The 16,676-nt window shown below is 62.1% G+C and carries 18 protein-coding genes; 7 read left to right on the top strand and 11 right to left on the bottom strand.

What is annotated here, in order from left to right; translation table 11 throughout:
* Positions 1–147 precede the first annotated feature (147 nt).
* Positions 148–543, top strand: a complete 396-nt coding sequence (locus AC1Z3V_RS26405) for a YybH family protein (RefSeq protein WP_429815325.1) — start codon at positions 148–150, stop codon at positions 541–543.
* Here the strand turns inward: AC1Z3V_RS26405 and AC1Z3V_RS26400 are convergent.
* Positions 516–1,481: a LysR family transcriptional regulator gene (locus tag AC1Z3V_RS26400; protein WP_483502603.1), complete on the bottom strand. Its 966-nt coding sequence runs from the start codon at positions 1,479–1,481 to the stop codon at positions 516–518. The two genes, AC1Z3V_RS26405 and AC1Z3V_RS26400, sit on opposite strands and share 28 nt — an antisense overlap.
* 92 nt (positions 1,482–1,573) lie before the next feature.
* Between AC1Z3V_RS26400 and AC1Z3V_RS26395 the strand changes: the two genes are divergently transcribed.
* A complete protein-coding gene (locus tag AC1Z3V_RS26395; protein WP_483502602.1) occupies positions 1,574–2,590 on the top strand; it encodes an SDR family NAD(P)-dependent oxidoreductase in 1,017 nt (338 codons plus the stop codon).
* On the opposite strand, the gene AC1Z3V_RS26390 is transcribed toward AC1Z3V_RS26395, so the two are convergent.
* Positions 2,591–3,589, bottom strand: a complete 999-nt coding sequence (locus tag AC1Z3V_RS26390; protein ID WP_483502600.1) for a lytic transglycosylase domain-containing protein — start codon at positions 3,587–3,589, stop codon at positions 2,591–2,593.
* Between the two features lie 52 nt (positions 3,590–3,641).
* Positions 3,642–4,151, bottom strand: a complete 510-nt coding sequence (locus AC1Z3V_RS26385; RefSeq protein ID WP_483502598.1) for an N-acetyltransferase family protein — start codon at positions 4,149–4,151, stop codon at positions 3,642–3,644.
* Positions 4,152–4,188: 37 nt separating this feature from the next.
* Between AC1Z3V_RS26385 and AC1Z3V_RS26380 the strand changes: the two genes are divergently transcribed.
* Positions 4,189–4,758, top strand: a complete 570-nt coding sequence (locus tag AC1Z3V_RS26380) for a helix-turn-helix domain-containing protein (protein WP_483504156.1) — start codon at positions 4,189–4,191, stop codon at positions 4,756–4,758.
* A 2-nt stretch (positions 4,759–4,760) separates the two neighbouring features.
* Here the strand turns inward: AC1Z3V_RS26380 and AC1Z3V_RS26375 are convergent, their stop codons facing one another.
* The 5 genes from AC1Z3V_RS26375 to trxB form a co-directional block, all read right to left on the bottom strand.
* Entirely contained in the window at positions 4,761–5,564 is an 804-nt protein-coding gene (locus tag AC1Z3V_RS26375) for an aminoglycoside phosphotransferase family protein (protein WP_483502597.1), read from the bottom strand.
* A 61-nt stretch (positions 5,565–5,625) separates the two neighbouring features.
* Entirely contained in the window at positions 5,626–6,747 is a 1,122-nt protein-coding gene (locus tag AC1Z3V_RS26370; RefSeq protein ID WP_483502596.1) for an alkene reductase, read from the bottom strand.
* A 55-nt stretch (positions 6,748–6,802) separates the two neighbouring features.
* Positions 6,803–7,093 (bottom strand): ArsR/SmtB family transcription factor, encoded by a 291-nt coding sequence (locus tag AC1Z3V_RS26365; protein WP_429815308.1) that lies wholly within the window; start codon positions 7,091–7,093, stop codon positions 6,803–6,805.
* A 613-nt stretch (positions 7,094–7,706) separates the two neighbouring features.
* Positions 7,707–8,603: a LysR family transcriptional regulator VtlR gene (locus AC1Z3V_RS26360; RefSeq protein ID WP_173518131.1), complete on the bottom strand. Its 897-nt coding sequence runs from the start codon at positions 8,601–8,603 to the stop codon at positions 7,707–7,709.
* 115 nt (positions 8,604–8,718) lie between these two features.
* On the bottom strand, positions 8,719–9,693 hold the full coding sequence (trxB, locus tag AC1Z3V_RS26355) for a thioredoxin-disulfide reductase (RefSeq protein ID WP_483502593.1): 975 nt from the start codon (positions 9,691–9,693) through the stop codon (positions 8,719–8,721).
* Positions 9,694–10,349: 656 nt separating this feature from the next.
* On the opposite strand from trxB, the gene AC1Z3V_RS26350 reads away from it, so the two are divergent.
* From AC1Z3V_RS26350 to AC1Z3V_RS26340, 3 genes are read left to right on the top strand one after another with little or no spacing between them, the layout of a single operon-like run.
* Positions 10,350–10,820: an Lrp/AsnC family transcriptional regulator gene (locus AC1Z3V_RS26350; RefSeq protein ID WP_043614306.1), complete on the top strand. Its 471-nt coding sequence runs from the start codon at positions 10,350–10,352 to the stop codon at positions 10,818–10,820.
* 9 nt (positions 10,821–10,829) lie between these two features.
* Entirely contained in the window at positions 10,830–11,651 is an 822-nt protein-coding gene (locus AC1Z3V_RS26345) for a glycosyltransferase family 2 protein (protein WP_483502591.1), read from the top strand.
* Between the two features lie 7 nt (positions 11,652–11,658).
* A complete protein-coding gene (locus tag AC1Z3V_RS26340) occupies positions 11,659–12,681 on the top strand; it encodes a glycosyltransferase (RefSeq protein WP_483502589.1) in 1,023 nt (340 codons plus the stop codon).
* 129 nt (positions 12,682–12,810) lie between these two features.
* Here AC1Z3V_RS26340 and AC1Z3V_RS26335 read toward each other — a convergent pair whose 3' ends face one another.
* Both AC1Z3V_RS26335 and greA read right to left on the bottom strand, forming a co-directional pair.
* Complete coding sequence (locus AC1Z3V_RS26335; protein ID WP_483502587.1) at positions 12,811–13,869, bottom strand: glycosyltransferase family 4 protein; 1,059 nt, start codon at positions 13,867–13,869, stop codon at positions 12,811–12,813.
* A gap of 86 nt (positions 13,870–13,955) precedes the next feature.
* Positions 13,956–14,432, bottom strand: coding sequence for a transcription elongation factor GreA (gene greA / locus AC1Z3V_RS26330; protein WP_077961205.1), 477 nt, complete (start codon positions 14,430–14,432; stop codon positions 13,956–13,958).
* Positions 14,433–14,726: 294 nt separating this feature from the next.
* On the opposite strand from greA, the gene AC1Z3V_RS26325 reads away from it, so the two are divergent.
* Positions 14,727–16,241, top strand: coding sequence for an MFS transporter (locus AC1Z3V_RS26325; RefSeq protein ID WP_483502585.1), 1,515 nt, complete (start codon positions 14,727–14,729; stop codon positions 16,239–16,241).
* A 60-nt stretch (positions 16,242–16,301) separates the two neighbouring features.
* Here AC1Z3V_RS26325 and AC1Z3V_RS26320 read toward each other — a convergent pair whose 3' ends face one another.
* Positions 16,302–16,577 carry a hypothetical protein gene (locus AC1Z3V_RS26320; protein ID WP_483502583.1) on the bottom strand — a complete coding sequence of 92 codons (276 nt, stop codon included), beginning with the start codon at positions 16,575–16,577 and terminating at the stop codon, positions 16,302–16,304.
* Positions 16,578–16,676 lie beyond the last annotated feature (99 nt).

Below are 16,676 nucleotides of genomic sequence, written 5' to 3'. Positions count from 1 at the left end.
CGATCCATGGAAAAAGCCCGCGCCTGCAACATGTCGATTATTCCCACCATTCATCGAATGGTGGGTTGACGCACGCTCTTTTCCCAAAGCAGCAACCCGCCGCAAGGCGGGTTTTGTGTATCCGTCTTGTGCTTCCAGGAGACGGAAATGTCAGATCACGAGCTGAAGCAGCTTATCCAGGCTGCCGACCGTGCGATCACGGCGGAGGACTTCGAGAGCCTCATGGACTTTTATGCCGACGACGCGACGCTGGTCGTCAAGCCAGGTCTCAACGCGACCGGAAAGACCCAGATCAGAAAAGCGTTCATGGCGATCGCCGCCCATTTCAAGAACCAGTTGAAGGTTCGCCAGGGCGAGATGAAGGTGATCGAAGGCGGCGACACCGCGCTCGTCATCATGGAAACCGTGCTCGACACGGTGGACGCCGATGGGGTCGATGTCTCCACCGTCAGGCGGGCAACCTACGTATTCCGCAAGACGGAGGCCGGAAAATGGCTCTGCGTCATCGACAATTCCTACGGGACGACGCTGCTTGATGGATAGTCGCCGCGCCAGGTGGAAGCGTCGCTGTCCTCTGCCGCGGGTGCCGCTCCGCGAATGTAGTCGCGCAGCCCCTTGGCCAGTGCGTCGAACGTGACGCGGCAGCGTGGCGCCGACTTCAGGTTCTCGTGCATCGCCAGCCAGGTATCGAGCTTCATCTCGAAGAGGCCAGGCAGCACTGGGAGAAGGTCGGGGTCGCGCGCCGCCAGCCCGTTCTGGCAAATGCCGATGCCGAAGCCGGCGCGGATCGCGGCCAATTGGGCAAGGTTGCTGTCGGCCTTCAGCGCAAAGCGTGCCGCCGGCAATTCGGGCGAGCGCGCGATGATCGCCCGGATTGCCGCGGTTTCCCGGTCGTAGCCGATCAGGCTGTGATCGGCGAGGTCGGTCAGTGCCTGCGGCATGCCGCGCCGCGCGATGTAACGGCGGTGGGCGTGAAAACTGATGGGGACGACGCCGAGGTGGCGGGCGATCAAGGCATCCTGTGCCGGCGCGACCATGCGCACCGCGATATCCGCCTCCTGGCGCAACAGGTCTTCGACCGTGTCGGAGGCGGAGAGTTCGATCGTCAGCTCCGGATAGGCCTCGTGCAGTTGCGCCAGGATCGGCGGCAGGACCTCGATGCCGATGACTTCGCTGGCGCTGATGCGCACCGTACCGCAGACGGCATCACGCTGGCTGGACGCGGCCCGCAAGAGCGCCGCCGATGTCGCGGAGAGCGTCTCGGCATAGGGCCTGAGCGCCAGTGCGGCATCGGTCGGCAGCAGGCCGTGCGGAGACCGCACGAAGAGCGGATAGCCAAGGGATGCTTCCATCGCGTCTATGTGCCGGCCGATGGTCGGCTGCGTCAGGCCGAGCTCGCGGGCGGCCGCTGACAGCGATCCCTCCCGCAACACCGCGAGAAAGCTTCTGTAGAAATCCCAGCTCAAATCCGGCTTGCTCATGCATTTCAGTATATCCGCTCAAAGATTTTCGGCAATTCCGTTTAGCTCCATGATGCGTGATCTTCTGTTCAACGAACTGGATGGAGCGTGACATGATCGCAACTCAGGAAAGAACAAAGGTCGCACTGGTGCTCGGGGCGACGGGCGGTATTGGCAGCGCCGTCGCGCGCGGGCTCGACAAGCGCGGCTGGCAGGTGCGCGCCTTGAACCGAAACGCCGAAAAGGCGGCACGGGCGGAGCCGGCATTCTGCTGGCGGCAGGGCGATGCCATGAGCCCGCAGGACGTCCGCGCCGCGGCGGAAGGGGTCGATCTGATCGTGCACGCCGTCAATCCGCCCGGCTACCGCAACTGGGGCACCCTGGTGCTGCCGATGCTCGACAGCACCATCGCTGCAGCCAGGGCCACAGGGGCGCGCATCCTGCTGCCGGGAACGATCTACAATTTCGGCCGCGATGCCTTTCCCATTCTGACGGAGGACGCGCCGCAGAACCCGGAGACGGACAAGGGCACAATCCGCAAGGAAATGGAGCGTCGGCTGAAGGATGCGTCCGAGGCAGGCGTCGGCGTCATCATAGTCAGGGCAGGCGACTTCTTCGGCCCGGGAGCCGCGAACAACTGGTTCTCGCAAGGGCTGGTAAAGCCCGGAAAACCGCTGACGGCGATTTCCTATCCCGGCCGCGAAGGCACTTCGCACCAGTGGGCCTATCTGCCCGACGTAGCGGAAACCATGATCCGTCTCGTCGAGCGTGCCGAGAAACTGCCGCGCTTTGCCGTCTACCACATGCGCGGCTTCCTCGACCGCAACGGCACGGAGATGGTGGCGGCGATCCGCCGTGCCGTCGGGAAGCCGGACCTACCGGTGCGGGCCTTCCCCTGGTGGCTGATCGGCCTTGCCTCGCCCTTCGTCCCGCTCTTCAGCGAATTGCGCAAGATGCGCTACGTTTGGCGTGAACCGCTGAGGATGCCGAACGATCGGCTGCTTGCCGTTCTCGGTGAAGAGCCGCACACGCCGATCGACGAGGCGGTGGCAACGACGCTCAGGGGGCTTGGCTGCCTGCCGGCAGAGGCAGCCGCACGCACGAGCGCAGGCGACCGCGTTCCCGCGTGATCAGTTCTTGAAGACGAGGCATGCGCCGCCGCTCTTGCGGATGGTGGTGCAGAGCTTGTTCGCTTCCGCCTGGGTCTCGCGGCCGATGCGCGCGGCGTAGCGGATCCGGAGGCCAAAGCTGGCATTGCGCTCCCTGAGCAACAAAGGCTTCTCGCTGCGGATCGATTCCGGCAGGCGCTTGACAGCACTCACGAACAGGCGCTGCGCTACCGACTTTTGGAAATGCGCGGCGAGTTGCACGCCCCAGGGCGCCCATTCGGCTTCGTCGATCACCTCGATATCGCGAAGGTTGCGGGTGCTGGCGAGCGCCACGCAGCCATCGAGGAAGGTCTTGTTCTTGTCGAGCGTCAGGTCGAGGATCTTCGGTGGATTGTCGCGCCAGTCCTCGACGCTATAGGCGGTGATCGCGAGCACGTAGTTGCGCGTTTCGGCCGGCAGCCAATCGACCTCGAGGAACCGCTCCAGCCCGTTTTCTCCGGCATTGTAGGCAGCGGCGGCAAAACCGAGATTGCCATAGCGCGACTTGAGCTCGTTCAGATATTCCGCCGATTTTCCCAGCGCCTCGACCACATCGAAGCTGTTGTTGAGCCCCCGCAACTTCGCCGTTCCCGGCATGAACTGCGCGATCCCTTCGGCGCCCTTGGGGCTGACCGCATTTGGCCGGAACAGGCTTTCGCGCCAGATCAGGCGGGCGAAGAAGGCCGAAGGCAGGTCGTTCGCCGCCGCGTAATGGTCGATCACGCCGCACACGTCGCGGGCGAAATTCTCCTTGCTGATGCAGAGTGCCTGCGCGGGATCTTTGGCCGATCGCCCCGAATAGACGCATTTCGGGCGAGGGGCGAGGTCATCGATACGAGCAGCCGCCGATCCCGCGACGAATGCGGGTGCGCTGACAAGCAGCGCCAGCGCCGCTCTCGCGACCCATGACCAAGCGACCGATCTCACCTTCCGCCGAAGACTCACGTTGCTGCGTTCCAGAAACAGTCCTTGTGCGTTCATAGCATCTCCGATCGCCTCGACAAACGGCCATTGTCGAAGCGGATGCCGGGGCCTAGCGTGGCGAGCCCGTCCGAAGCACCAGTTGCATGAATGTGAGATCGAGCCAGCGGCCGAATTTCGTGCCGACCTCGCGCATGCGGCCGGTTTCGACAAAGCCCAGTTGGGCGTGAAGGCGGATCGAGGCCGTGTTTTCCGATTCGATGCCTGCAATCATCACGTGCTTGCCCAGCCGTTCCGCTTCGGCGATCAGCGCGGCCATGAGTTTGCGGCCGATGCCACGACCGCGACGATCCTTATGAACGTAGACCGAATGCTCCACCGTGTGGCGATAGCCATCGAAGAGGCGCCAATCGCCGAAGGAGGCATAGCCGACGATATCTCCCTCGTCGGAAACGGCGACCAGCACCGGATAACCTGCGTCCGCACGGGCTTTCAGCCAGGCGGCCCGATTGGCGACATCGACCAGGGTCTCGTTCCAGATCGCCGTCGTGTTCGCCACCGCGTCGTTGTAGATCTCGCAGATGGCTGGCAGATCGTCTTGGATGGCCGCCCTGATCAGCATGCTTGCTCCTCGCATTCGTCCACTATATGACTATAACATGAATACTAAAGTAGACAGCCTGGATCAACGGCTCAGTGAACGAATTCGTCTCGAAAGGGAGGCACGCGGCTGGTCGCTGAGCGAACTTTCAGAGCGCTCCGGTGTCTCGCGCGCAATGATCTACAAGGTCGAGCGGGGCGACAGCAGCCCGACGGCGACATTGCTCGCAAAGCTTGCGGGCGCGTTCGGCCTGACCATGTCCAGCCTGATCGCGCGCGCGGAGATGAGCCACAGCCGGCTATCGCGACGGCAGGATCAATCGGTATGGCGCGATCCGCAAACGGGATATCTTCGGCGCCACGTTTCACCGATGTCGGACATGCCGCTCGAACTTGTCGAAGTCGAGCTTCCGGCAGGCGCCGAGGTGCCGATCCCGGCATCCGCCTATGCGCTTCATCGTCGATGGATATGGGTGAAACAAGGCAGCCTCACCTTTGTGGAAGGCCATGAGACCCATGTTCTTGGCGAGGGGGATTGCCTGGAGCTCGGCCCGCCGCAGGATTGCGTCTTCCGCAACGCCGGCAGCGAGTCCTGTCTTTATGCGGTCATCCTGTTGAGGACCGGCTGAGCTTAACGATCGAGCTCGGCGATTGCGATCTCGGCCATCGTCAGATCGCTCTCCACGCCGAAGTCGTCACCGTCCTCCAGGAACCAGGCAGCGGAGAGCCCGGCATAGGCCAGCACCCAATTGAGGATGCGGCGCGGGTGAAGACCCGTCTCCTCGGCGACAATCGGCAGATGCTGCTGCAGCCGGCCAGGAGCGGTGACCAAAGGCAGCTCCGGATTGCAGAACAGGTTGGCATAGTCGTAGCCGCGATCGCCGAATACCCGCTTCGGATCGATCGCCAGCCAGCCGCGGTCGCCGAAATCGAGAATGTTGGCGTGGTGCACGTCGCCATGCAGCACGACGGGCGGTTCCGGCTCGGCAAACAGGCCCTTCGCCGCCTCGAGCGCACGTGCAAACAGGCCACCTTGCACTGGGGCGGCGGCCTCCAGCGAGGCGAACCATTTGTCGAGCGGGACGAGATCCTGCGGAACGGGCGTCGAACGCGGTGCATGCAGTTCCGCAATCGTGCGGCAGATGATGCGCGTCACATTTTGATCGCTTCCCGTCATTGCCATGTGGAACAGGTTGCGCTGGCTATCCGTGCGCTCCATCAGCACGGCATCGCCGTCGGATTCATAGACCTTTGCGGCGCCTTGCCCATTCCGGTAGAGCATCGGCAGGCGACCGAACTTTTCTTCGGGGTCCCGCGCGACCTTCAGCATCGCCGACCGGTTGCGATAGCGAACGGGATGAAGATGGCTGGAGGGCGTGACGATGATTTCGCCGTCCGGCTGCAATGACCATTTTTCAAAATATGAAGAAAACATAAGGGGTTCCCAAGGGACAAATGCCCCGCCGAGGTGACGGGGCATGGGCCATGTGGGAGCGTCAGGCGACCTGTTCAAGGGCCGGATAGTCGGTGTAGCCCTTGGCGCCGCCCCCATAGAAGGTCGCCTGGTCCGGCGTGTTGAGTGGCGCGTCGCGCTTCAGCCGCTCGACGAGATCCGGATTGGCGATGAACGACTTGCCGAAAGCGACGAGATCGGCTTCGCCGTCCCTGACCGTCTTCGCCGCCAGCGCCTTGTCGTAGCCGTTGTTCGTCATCCAGGCAGCCTTGCCGCCGGCCGTCACATAGGCGGAACGCAGCGCGTCATAGTCGAACGGCCGGTCGCCCTGCTGGTGGTCGCGCGGGCCGCCCGTCGCGCCCTCGATGATGTGGATGTAGGCGAGGGGATAACGGGCGAGGTTCTCGACGACATAGCCGAACACCGGCTGCGGTTCTGGATCGAAGGCATCGTTGGCGGGTGTTACCGGCGACAGACGGATGCCGACGCGGCCGGCGCCGATTTCCTTCGTCACGGCATCCATGACCTCAAACAGGAAGCGAGCCCGGTTCTCGATCGAACCGCCGTACGAATCCGCCCGATGGTTCGATCCGGAACGCAGGAACTGATCGATGAGATAGCCGTTGGCCGCATGGATCTCGATGCCATCGAAGCCGGCATCGATCGCGGCGCGCGCAGCCTTGCGGTAGTCCTCCACGATACCTTCGATCTCGGCAACTTCCAGCGCGTGCGGTTCGGAGGTTTCCGCAAAGGATCCGGTGCCATCCGGATTGATCAGATAGGTCTTGGATTTGGCGCGGATTGCGGACGGCGCAACCGGCTTGAGACCGTTCGGCTGCAGCGAATTGTGCGAAATGCGGCCGACATGCCACATCTGCACGACGATCCGGCCACCCTTCGCATGCACCGCATCCGTCACCTTGCGCCAGCCTTCCAGCGCCTCCGGCGTATAGAGGCCGGGCACGTCGGCATAGCCCTGGCCCTGCTGCGTGATGGCCGTTCCCTCGGTAATCAGCAAGCCGGCCGTTGCACGCTGCTCATAATAGGTGACGTTCAATGTGTTCGGTACGGCGCCGGGAGAACGATTGCGCGTCAGCGGGGCCATGACGATGCGGTTCTTCAGCGGGATGTCGCCGATGGTGATGGGGTCGAAAAGCGAGGCCATGGGAGGTCCTTTCGTGGAGGTTTGTATGGGAGGTCTGCTTGGGAGGTCTTGCGGTTCAGAGGTCGCCGATGCTCTTGAGGAAGGCGGCTATCGCCTCTTCGTCACGACGGTAGAAGATCCACTGGCCGACCCGGCGCGTTGTCACGAGGCCGGCGCGCTGAAGCACCGCAAGGTGCGAGGAAACGGTCGACTGCGACAGGCCGCAGCGTTCGAACTGACCGGCGCATACGCCGAGATCGAACGGATGCTCCTGCGTCGGGAAATGGAGCTGCGGCTCTTTCAGCCAGGCGAGGATGTTCACCCGCACTGGATGGGCAAGCGCTTTCAATATCTCGTCTCGGTCCATTGTATATCGCCATATCGAGTTTTATCGATAGATGTATCGTGAAAGTGCGATATTCAAATCACAAGGCCGTGAGCACCGCGAGGGCAAAAAAAAGGGCCTCAAGAAACTTGGGCCCTTGTAGTTGTGAAGGTAATGAGAACCTCCAGAGGGGAACAGCTAATGCGGTGGCGGGGAGGAGAAGCCACCAAGAATGCATCAGCTACATTTCAATATGGGAAGCGAAGTATCGGCTTTCAATAGCCGGCTGTGATTTTCATCACGGTTCGCCCGTATCTAACAGTAGACAAAAAAGAGGGCCACAAGATGACTTGGGCCCTTATAAGTTGTGAAGGTAATTTAAACCTCCAGAGGGGAACAGCTGCTGCGGTGGCACTGGGAGGAGAAGCCACCAAAGATGCATCAGCTGAGTTTGGTATGCTGCTTTTTTGGGCGGGCAACAATCATTTAATATGCATGACAGCCATGCCATGTGCGCATCCCTGCATATTTTTGCAGCGCACAATAAAAATGCGCCACAAAAAGCAGAGGGCGCATTCAAAATATCACATTAGAAACAGTCAGTTATGAACGAATCTAGGAAATGCTCACAAAAAGAGCACTTGCTAGGCCAGCGTCAGAAGTTCCAGTTCCGCGCCTTGGCGACGATGTAATCGCGGAAGACCTTGAGCTTCGCAGCGTTCTTCATCTCGTCGGGATAGCAGAAATAGGTATCGAACGACGGGATGTCGGCACTGATCGGAAGCTGGATGAGGCCAGGGTCGCGGCCGACGATATAGTCCGGCAGCATGGCGATGCCGATGCCCAGCAGGCAGGCGCGCTTGATCGAGGTCTGGCTGTTGATCTGCAGGTGCGACACGCGCGGATTGTCGGAATCGCGGCCAGCGATCTCGAGCCAGTTCACGTCGAGCAGATAGTTCGGCGCCGGTTCGCCGAAGGTGATGATACGGTGATTGTCGAGATCGTTGATCGACTGCGGTTCACCATACTTGTTGATGTAGGACGGCGCGGCGTAGACGTGCATATGCACCGTGAACAGCTTGCGCTGAATGAGGTCCGACTGCTGCGGCTGACGCAGGCGAATGGCGCAGTCCGCATGGCGCATGTTCACGTCGAGCTCTTCGTTGTCGAGAATGAGCTGGACCTGCACGTCCGGATGCAGCGACATGAATTCCTGGATCTTGTCCGTGAGCCAGCCCTGGCCGAGACCGACGGTCGTGGTGATGCGCAGCTTGCCGCTCGGCTTGTCGGTGGTCTCGCTGAGCTGGATCTTGACGCTTTCGAGCTTCATCAGCACTTCGTGCGCGGTGCGATAGAGGATCTCGCCCTGTTCGGTGAGGATCAGGCCGCGCGCATGGCGGTGGAACAGCTTGATGCCGACATCCTGTTCAAGCGAACTCACCTGCCGGCTGATCGCCGATTGCGAGAGATGGAGCTTGTCTGCCGCATGCGTGAACGACCCAGCTTCGGCCGCCGCGTGAAAAATGCGCAGTTTGTCCCAGTCCAGCGACATGAAGTCCCCCATATGAAACCACGCCGGGAGACGGGGTCCTGTCTCCCGGATGTGGCTGATGCGTCTGTTCCCACACGGGGAGGTGCCTCAGGACACCCGCCCCGATTCGCAGCTTCTATTCGGCTGCAATTGCGACGGGCATATGACCCGCCAGGTATTTCTCGGTCTCGAGCGCTGCCATGCAGCCCATGCCGGCCGCCGTCACCGCCTGACGGTAGATGTCGTCCGTCACGTCGCCCGCGGCAAAAACGCCGGGTACGTCGGTCGCCGTCGAATCGGGCGCGGTCCACAGATAGCCGTTGGACTTTTGCCGAAGCTTGCCTTTGAAAAGTTCGACCGCCGGCGCGTGGCCGATCGCGACGAAGACGCCGTCGGTGACCATGTCCGAGGTCTCGCCGGTCTTCGTGTTGCGCAGCTTCACGCCGTTGACCGAAGCAGGCATCGGCGGCTTCGCCGGAGTACCCAGGTACTCGACGACCTCGTGGTCCCAAATCACCTTGACATTCGGCTTGGCGAACAGGCGCTCCTGCAGGATCTTCTCGGCACGGAAGGAATCGCGGCGGTGCACGACGGTGACGGTCTTGGCGAGATTCGACAGATACAGCGCTTCTTCCACGGCCGAGTTGCCGCCGCCGACGACGATGACGTCCTTGTTGCGGTAGAAGAAGCCGTCGCAGGTGGCGCAGGCTGAGACGCCGAAGCCCATGAAGGTGTGTTCGGTCTCGATGCCGAGCCACTTGGCCTTGGCGCCGGTTGCGATGATCAGCGCGTCCGCCGTCCACTCGCTACCGCTGTCGGTCTTGATGCGGAACGGACGCACGGACAGATCGACATCTGTCACGAGATCGTTGACGATCTCGGCGCCGACATGGGTCGCCTGCTTCAGCATCTGCTCCATCATCCATGGCCCCTGAACCGGATCGGCATAGCCCGGATAGTTCTCCACGTCGGTGGTGATCATCAGCTGGCCGCCCTGTTCCAGGCCGGCGATCAGCACCGGCTCGAGCATGGCGCGCGCCGTGTAGATGGCGGCCGTATAACCAGCCGGGCCGGAGCCGACGATCAGCACTTTCACGTGACGGGCAGTCATAGTCTTGTCCTTCGTTCACGGGGAGAGGGAACGCTCTCGTCCGATTCCATTGCGTCAATGGGAAATAGTTCCATAGTTTAGGTATTCCCTGCCATGACTTTCAAGGGCGTCCGCCCTGATACACACAAGTGCTTGAGCGCCAAGCCTAGTTTTGCCACCAGATGACGCGTTTGTGCACCAGGTTCGGCCGTGCGATCCGTTTTGCCGGACCGCGCACCGCGAGCGGTGCGACGGGCGAATGATCGCCGCAGCGGGCCAAGCCCATGCCGCTTGCGGCGGTCGAGGCCCATTTTTGCGGTCCTACCGGCATCGGCCGTGCCATTTTCCCGCGAATAGTCGGCGGGACTGCTTGTTGTCCAGCGGGTTTGGCGATATTTCACGCGGATTCACTTTGCTGGAGAAGCATATGGGGTTGAATGCCGGCCGTGCTTGGTTCCATCGTGAAGGCGCTGCGCTCGGCCACGCACCGACTCGAGACGGCCTCGCCCTTGGAGAGCGCGCCTTGCCGGAAATCTCGACAGAGATGATCGCGGCTGCGCCGGGATAGGGGACCAGTCTACATCGCAGGCCATTGGATCAGCCCAACCATCAGCAAATACAAAGTTTTCGACTTTGCCCTCGCGCATAAAGTCGCCACGCAAAAAGGACGAACGTTCATGACGAAACAAGTCGAGCTCGACGCAATCGATCTCAAGATCCTTCGCGAGCTCCAGCGTGATGGCCGGATGACCAATGTCGATCTCGCCCAACGGGTCGGCATCTCTGCGCCGCCGTGCCTCAGGCGGGTGCGCAAGCTCGAGGAAACCGGCGTCATCAAGGGCTATCACGCGCTCCTGAACGCACCGGCTCTCGGCTTCGATCTCGTCGCCTTCTGCATGGTGGGCCTCAAGCGCCAATCGGAAGCCGATCTCAAGGCCTTCGCTGCCGCCACGGCCGAATGGCAGATTGTCCGCCAGGCCTGGACAGTTTCCGGCGAAAGCGACTTCCTGCTGCATTGTGTCGCCGAGAACCTGACAACTTTCCAGGATTTCGTCATCGAAGTGCTAACGGCCAACGAACGGGTCGACACGGTGCGCACGATGCTGACCATTCGCCAGGTCAAGGACATCGGCCTCGTTCAGATCTAAGGCCCGCCCATGAGCAAGCTTCCGCTTTCCGCCTTCATCATCTGCCAGAACGAAGAAGCCTATCTCGGTAATTGCATCGAGAGCCTCGATCAATGCGCGGAAATCGTCATCGTCGACTCCGGCTCGACCGACGGCACGCCGGCACTCGTGCAATCCTATATCGACAAGGGCTGGCCCATCCGCTTCCTGCATGAGCCGTGGCGGGGTTATGCGGGCCAGAAGCAGTTCGCCCTCGATCAATGCATGCAGCCGTGGTGCCTCAACATCGATTCCGACGAGCGCCTGGACGGGCCGCTGAAGGCGCTGCTGCCATCGTTGCTTGATGCACCCGCGGAGACAGTCGGCTGGCGCGTCGCCCGCAGGCCCTATCTGATCGGCTACGGCTACACGCCCGTGCGCGTGCACGAAAGGCGGAACCTCAGGCTGATCCGCCAGGGCAGGGGCCGCTACGACCTCAACCAGAAGGTCCATGAGGGTATCGTTCCGGATGGTGCCGTCGGTGCCGCCCGCAAGGGCAGCCTGCTGCACTACCGGCCGCTGATCATCGACGAGCAGATCCTCAAGGAAAACAAGTACTCGACGCTCAAGGCAGACCAGCAGTTTGCCGCCGGCAAGTCCGCGCGGCCCTACAAGATGCTGTTCAGCCCACCGCTCTATTTCTACCGGCTCTATTTCCGCAACGGCCTTTGGCGCTGCGGCTTTCCGGGCCTCATCGAAGCGATGACGGGGGCGGTCTACGCCTTCCTGACCGCAGCCAAGATCTATCAGAGGCACGCGCTGAAACGCCGTCCGAACCATGACGACATGGATCGGCGCCAGACCAGCCCGTGAGGTTCCCATGAAAATCATGCACTTTCATTTTGGCAAGGACGGCGGCGCAGAGCGCTTCTTTGTTCATCTGGTGAATGCGCTTGGCGAGCGCGGCGTCGAGCAGACCTCGGTCATCCGGCCCGGGCGCATCTGGCGGAAGGATATCGAGGGTGCGACGCACATCGTCGAAAGCAATTTCCGCAACCTGTCGCTCGACCGGATCCTCCTGCCGATGAAGGTCAGCAGCATGGCGCGCCGCGAGAAGCCGGACGCGCTCTTCGCCTGGATGCCGCGCGCGAGCCGTCTCATGCCGAACTACAAGGGCTGCATCAAGATTTCCCGCCTCGGCGACTATCCGCTGCGCCTCGACTATTTCCGCAATACCGATTGCCTCGTCTGCAACACGCCCGGCATTGCCGAACATGTGCGCAAGCTCGGCTGGACGCGCGACGTCGAGGTCATCTCCAACTTCACCGGTACCGAGCGGGTCGCCCCCGTCAGCCGGGCGACGCTTGATACGCCGGAGAACGCGCCCGTCGTCATGTCGATGGGACGCTTCGTCCCGCGCAAGGGATTCCACACGCTGATCCAGGCGATCGCCAAGGTGCCGGACGCCTACCTCTGGCTCGTCGGCGACGGCGAGGAACGTGGAAACCTGGAGAAGCTGGCGGCCGATCTCGGCGTCGCGAAGCGCGTGCGCTTTGCGGGCTGGCAGAAGGATACGCGTCCCTTCCTCGCCGCTTCGGACATTTTCGTCATGGCATCGAGCCATGAGCCGCTCGGCAATGTCATCCTCGAGGCCTGGGCCCAGGGCACACCTGTTGTTTCGAGCCGTTCGGAAGGGCCGCAATGGTTCATGCGCGACGGCGAGAACGGCTTGATGGTCGATATCGGCGATGCCGACGGTTTTGCCCAGGCGATCGACAGGATCGCAAGCGACACGTCGCTCGGCGAACGCCTTGCCGCACGCGGCCACGAGACGCTGATGAACCAGTTCTCGAAGCAGGCGATCACCGACGCCTATCTGAAGCTTTTCGCCTCGAAGCGCTGAGGTCGCTCTACAGCGCCGCGCGTCTAATCAGACGCGCAAAGGTCGCTGTAGCACTTTGATTTACTGCATGTCTCCTTAAATCGAGGTCGATTTAAGGAGACATGCAGTAGCACGCGGGCTGCCGGCCGCTCAGAAGCGCATCAACCGCTCGTAGACGGCGTTGATCGCACGGGCCTCGCCTTCGATCGCGAAGGACGCGCAGGTCAGCCCCAGGCCATTGGCGCCTGCCAAGGCGCGGCGGCGATCATCGTCCATGAAACCGGCAGTCGCCTCGACCATCGCCTGCAGATCGTTTGCGGCAATGATCGTGCCGGTTTCCTGCTCACCGATGACGACCAGTTCCGAAAACGCGCCGACATCGGTTGCGACAACCGGTATGCCGGTTGCCATCGCCTCGAGCGGCGTCAGGCCAAAACCTTCCCAGCGTTGCGGCGCGACGAAGAGGTCTAGCGCGCGATACCAATCGGGAATGTTGGTGTGCTCGCCGACGAAACGGATGCGGTCCGTCAGGCCGGCCTTTGCCACACGTTCCTTCAACTCGTTCTCGAACGCCACATGCGGGCCGGTCGCGCGCCCCGCGACGACGGCGCTCCAGCCCGGCCGGCAGGGCAGCAGCGCGATCATGCTGTCGACGAAGAGATCGGTTCCCTTCTGCTTGCGAACCCGTCCGAAGCAGCCGACATATTTCTGCGCGGGGTCGAGGCCGAGCGCAGACTTGGCAGCAGCCGCGTCCACAGGCGGCTGGAAGCGTTTCGTGTCGATCCCGTGCAGGATCACCGTGTTCGGCACTTCGAGATAGGCGGCGGTCTTGCCGCTCGTCGCGATCACTGCGTCCATCCTGGAAATCAGGAACCTGCTCCAGCCGGTGTGGCGGCGCTGCGAGGCGGACGTGAAGACGATCTTCAGCTTCATGCCGAGCAGATCGCGCAGCACAATCGCCGGCAGCATCTCGACGTTGCGGCGCGCGTGCCAGACCCGGCAGGGCCGGCCGTCCGGCGCGCTCCACAAGCGCAGGAGATCGCGGAATCGGATCGAGGGCAGGGTGTCCGGCAGCCCAGGGCCGAGCACCGCGATCTTTTCGCCGAGCGCGCGCTGGATCGGAATCAACTGGATAATGGTGGACGTCACGCCCGAGAGGCGGCGCTTGAAATTGGGAGCGATGACTTCGACGTTCCGGATATCGGCCACGAAAGCGCACTCCTTGCGCGAGCAACGATCGTCTTTTTGGAAAGAGAGAATGGGGCGAAGGGAAGCTTCGCCCCTGCCGGGGCTGATCAGCCCCAGTTGACCGCGAGAATTTCGTAGGCCTTGGAGCCGCCGGGGGCGTTCACTTCGATGGAATCGCCGACCTCCTTGCCGATCAGGGCACGCGCGATCGGCGAGGAGATCGAGATGCGACCAGCCTTCACGTCGGCCTCCTGGTCGCCGACGATCTGATAGGTCTTTTCTTCGTCCGTGTCTTCGTCAACGAGCTTGACCTTGGCGCCAAACTTGATCTTGGAGCCGGACATCTTCGAGAGATCAATGACTTCCGCGCGGGCGATCAAGTCTTCGAGCTCGGTGATGCGGCCCTCATTGTGGCTCTGCGCCTCCTTGGCGGCATGGTATTCGGCATTTTCCGACAGGTCGCCATGTGCACGGGCTTCGGCAATCGCCTCGATGATTCGTGGTCGTTCTTCCTGCTGGCGCCAGCGCAGCTCCTCCTGCAGGTTGACGAATCCACCCTGTGTCATCGGCACTTTTTCGACCATTTCATTGTCCTTCATCAAGCACGAGGCGCCGCCCTTGGGGCGGCGCCAACGCAAAAGAAAACGGTCTCCGGCGCGCGAACACCGGAACCGTCCGAAACTTCGAACCCTCGTTATAGCAGAAACGGAAGCGCGAAAGCCAGATATTTCGCCACCATCCACCAAAGGCGACAATCTGTTCGCAACTTGTAGACGAACGAAACCGGCGGCAAGTTTCGCAGAAACCGCTTTACCTCAACTGCGGTTGAGGTCGTATCAGAATTGCTCCTGCAGCATATCAATGAGGAAGCAAGGCGCATGGATTTGACCAAAGACCACGACATCAAGGCGGACCTGGACACGGGGCCGCAAGAGGACGGGCGCTGGAACGAACTGCTCCCGCCAGGCTATCTGGCGGCAACGGTGACGCTCTGCCTTGGGGTCGCACTTTTTGCGTTCAATGAGTTTTTCATAGCGACGGCGCTACCAACGGCTGTCGCGGACATCGGCGGCGCCACGCTGCTTTCCTGGGCGGTCACGCTCTATCTCGTCTTTGCGATTCTCGGCGGGGCGGTTGCGGCCAATCTCAAGGCAAGGTTCGGCGCCCGCGGCACGCTGATTACAGCCGCCATCGTATTTGTGGCCGGAACCATGATCGCGACGACCGCGAGCAGCATGCCGCAGGTGCTCGCGGGTCGGGTGTTCCAGGGATTTGGTGAGGGTATCATCGCCGCGGTCTGCTACGCGCTGATCCCGGAGCTCTTTCCGCCGCGGCTGGTGCCGAAGGTCTTCGGAGCCGAAGCCATCGTCTGGGCGATGGCCGCCTTCGGCGGTCCGCTCGTCTCCGGCTTCGTTACAGAACACTGGTCCTGGCGGGCCGCCTTCGGCGTCAACATCCCGGCCGCGGCAATCTTCGTCACCCTCGTCCTCGCCATCGTTCCGGCCCAAAAGATATCGGTCGGCAAGTCACGCCCGATCCCGCTCCTGCGGTTGACGGTCGTCGGTACCGGCATATTGCTGATATCGGTTTCAACCACCGCCAAAAGCGTTCCGTTGATGGTCGCCGCATTGGCAACGGCGCTGACGATCCTCTGGGCTGCAGTCCGCACCGACCGGCGGGCGGCGCACTCGATCTTGCCTGCCGGCGCCTTCGCGCTCACAAAACCGCTCGGTACCGGCCTTTGGGTCGTGCTGCTGATGCCGTTGGCGCAAGCGTCCGGGTCCGTCTACCTCATCTATGGCCTGCAGCATGTGTGGAACTTCAGCCCGACCGCCGCAGGCTTTTCCGGTGCGCTGATGGCGATCTCCTGGAGCGTGACGGCAATTCTCGTCGCGAGCCTGCGCTCGCATGATCTGCGCGTGAAGCTGATCCAGACGGGGCCGGCATTTCTCAGCCTCGGACTCGCCGGCCTGACGATTGCGGTCGCCATGGACGAATTCCGGCTGGTCTTTCCAAGTCAGATCGCGATTGGCGCCGGCTTCGGCGTCTCCTGGGGGACGCTCAGCCAATTGATGATGGATGTTTCGCCGCATAGGGAACGCGACAAGACCTCGGCATTTTTGCCGACGCTGCAGTCGGCCGGCTACGCCGTCGGTGCAGCAATATGCGGATTGACCGCCAACCTCCAGGGCTTCGACGAGAAGGCAAGCTCCGCCACGATGCACGGGGCACTGTTCGCCGTCTTCGTCGTCGCTACCATGATCTCGACGGCATCGCTCTATTTCGGCCTTAGAACCGTCCGGCTTGCCGCCAAGCGGTCCGGGCGGAATGCGGGAGGAGCAGCGGTCCAGGCGGTCGCTGGAAACCAAAGCGTCGTGCTATCAGATGAGTGACGCTTTGGCGCTTTGATCCGGGAGCATCTTTCGGTCCCCGCGGCCCGGCCCGGAGCTTCCCTAGGCGGCCGCGTGGAGCGGCGCGCCGACGTGGCGGCGCCCAAGCAGCGCGCGCTGCTCGCCGCCGCGGCCGCCCGACGGAACGATCGTCGCAAGTAGCCTGCGGTTGCTGGAGAAGACCTCGACCTTCAGGGATCCATAGTCCGCATCGCGGCCGATCCTGTCGGCGATGCGCTGGCCATAATAAAGGGCCGAGCCTTCGTCGAAATAGTTGATGCCGTCCTCGTCGACGAAGTGCTCGTCGCCCCAATGCAAATCGAAAAAATAGAGTTGCACGATCTTGCCCCGTAGCGCGCCCGCCGGAGGCTCCTCCGATCCCCAAGCGCTGACATATTGGAGCATGGTGTGGACGAACGCAGCCTGAACCACCCATTC

The organism is Ensifer sp. 38_S197 (assembly GCF_056924495.1).
This window is presented reverse-complemented; position numbering and strand designations above follow the sequence as displayed.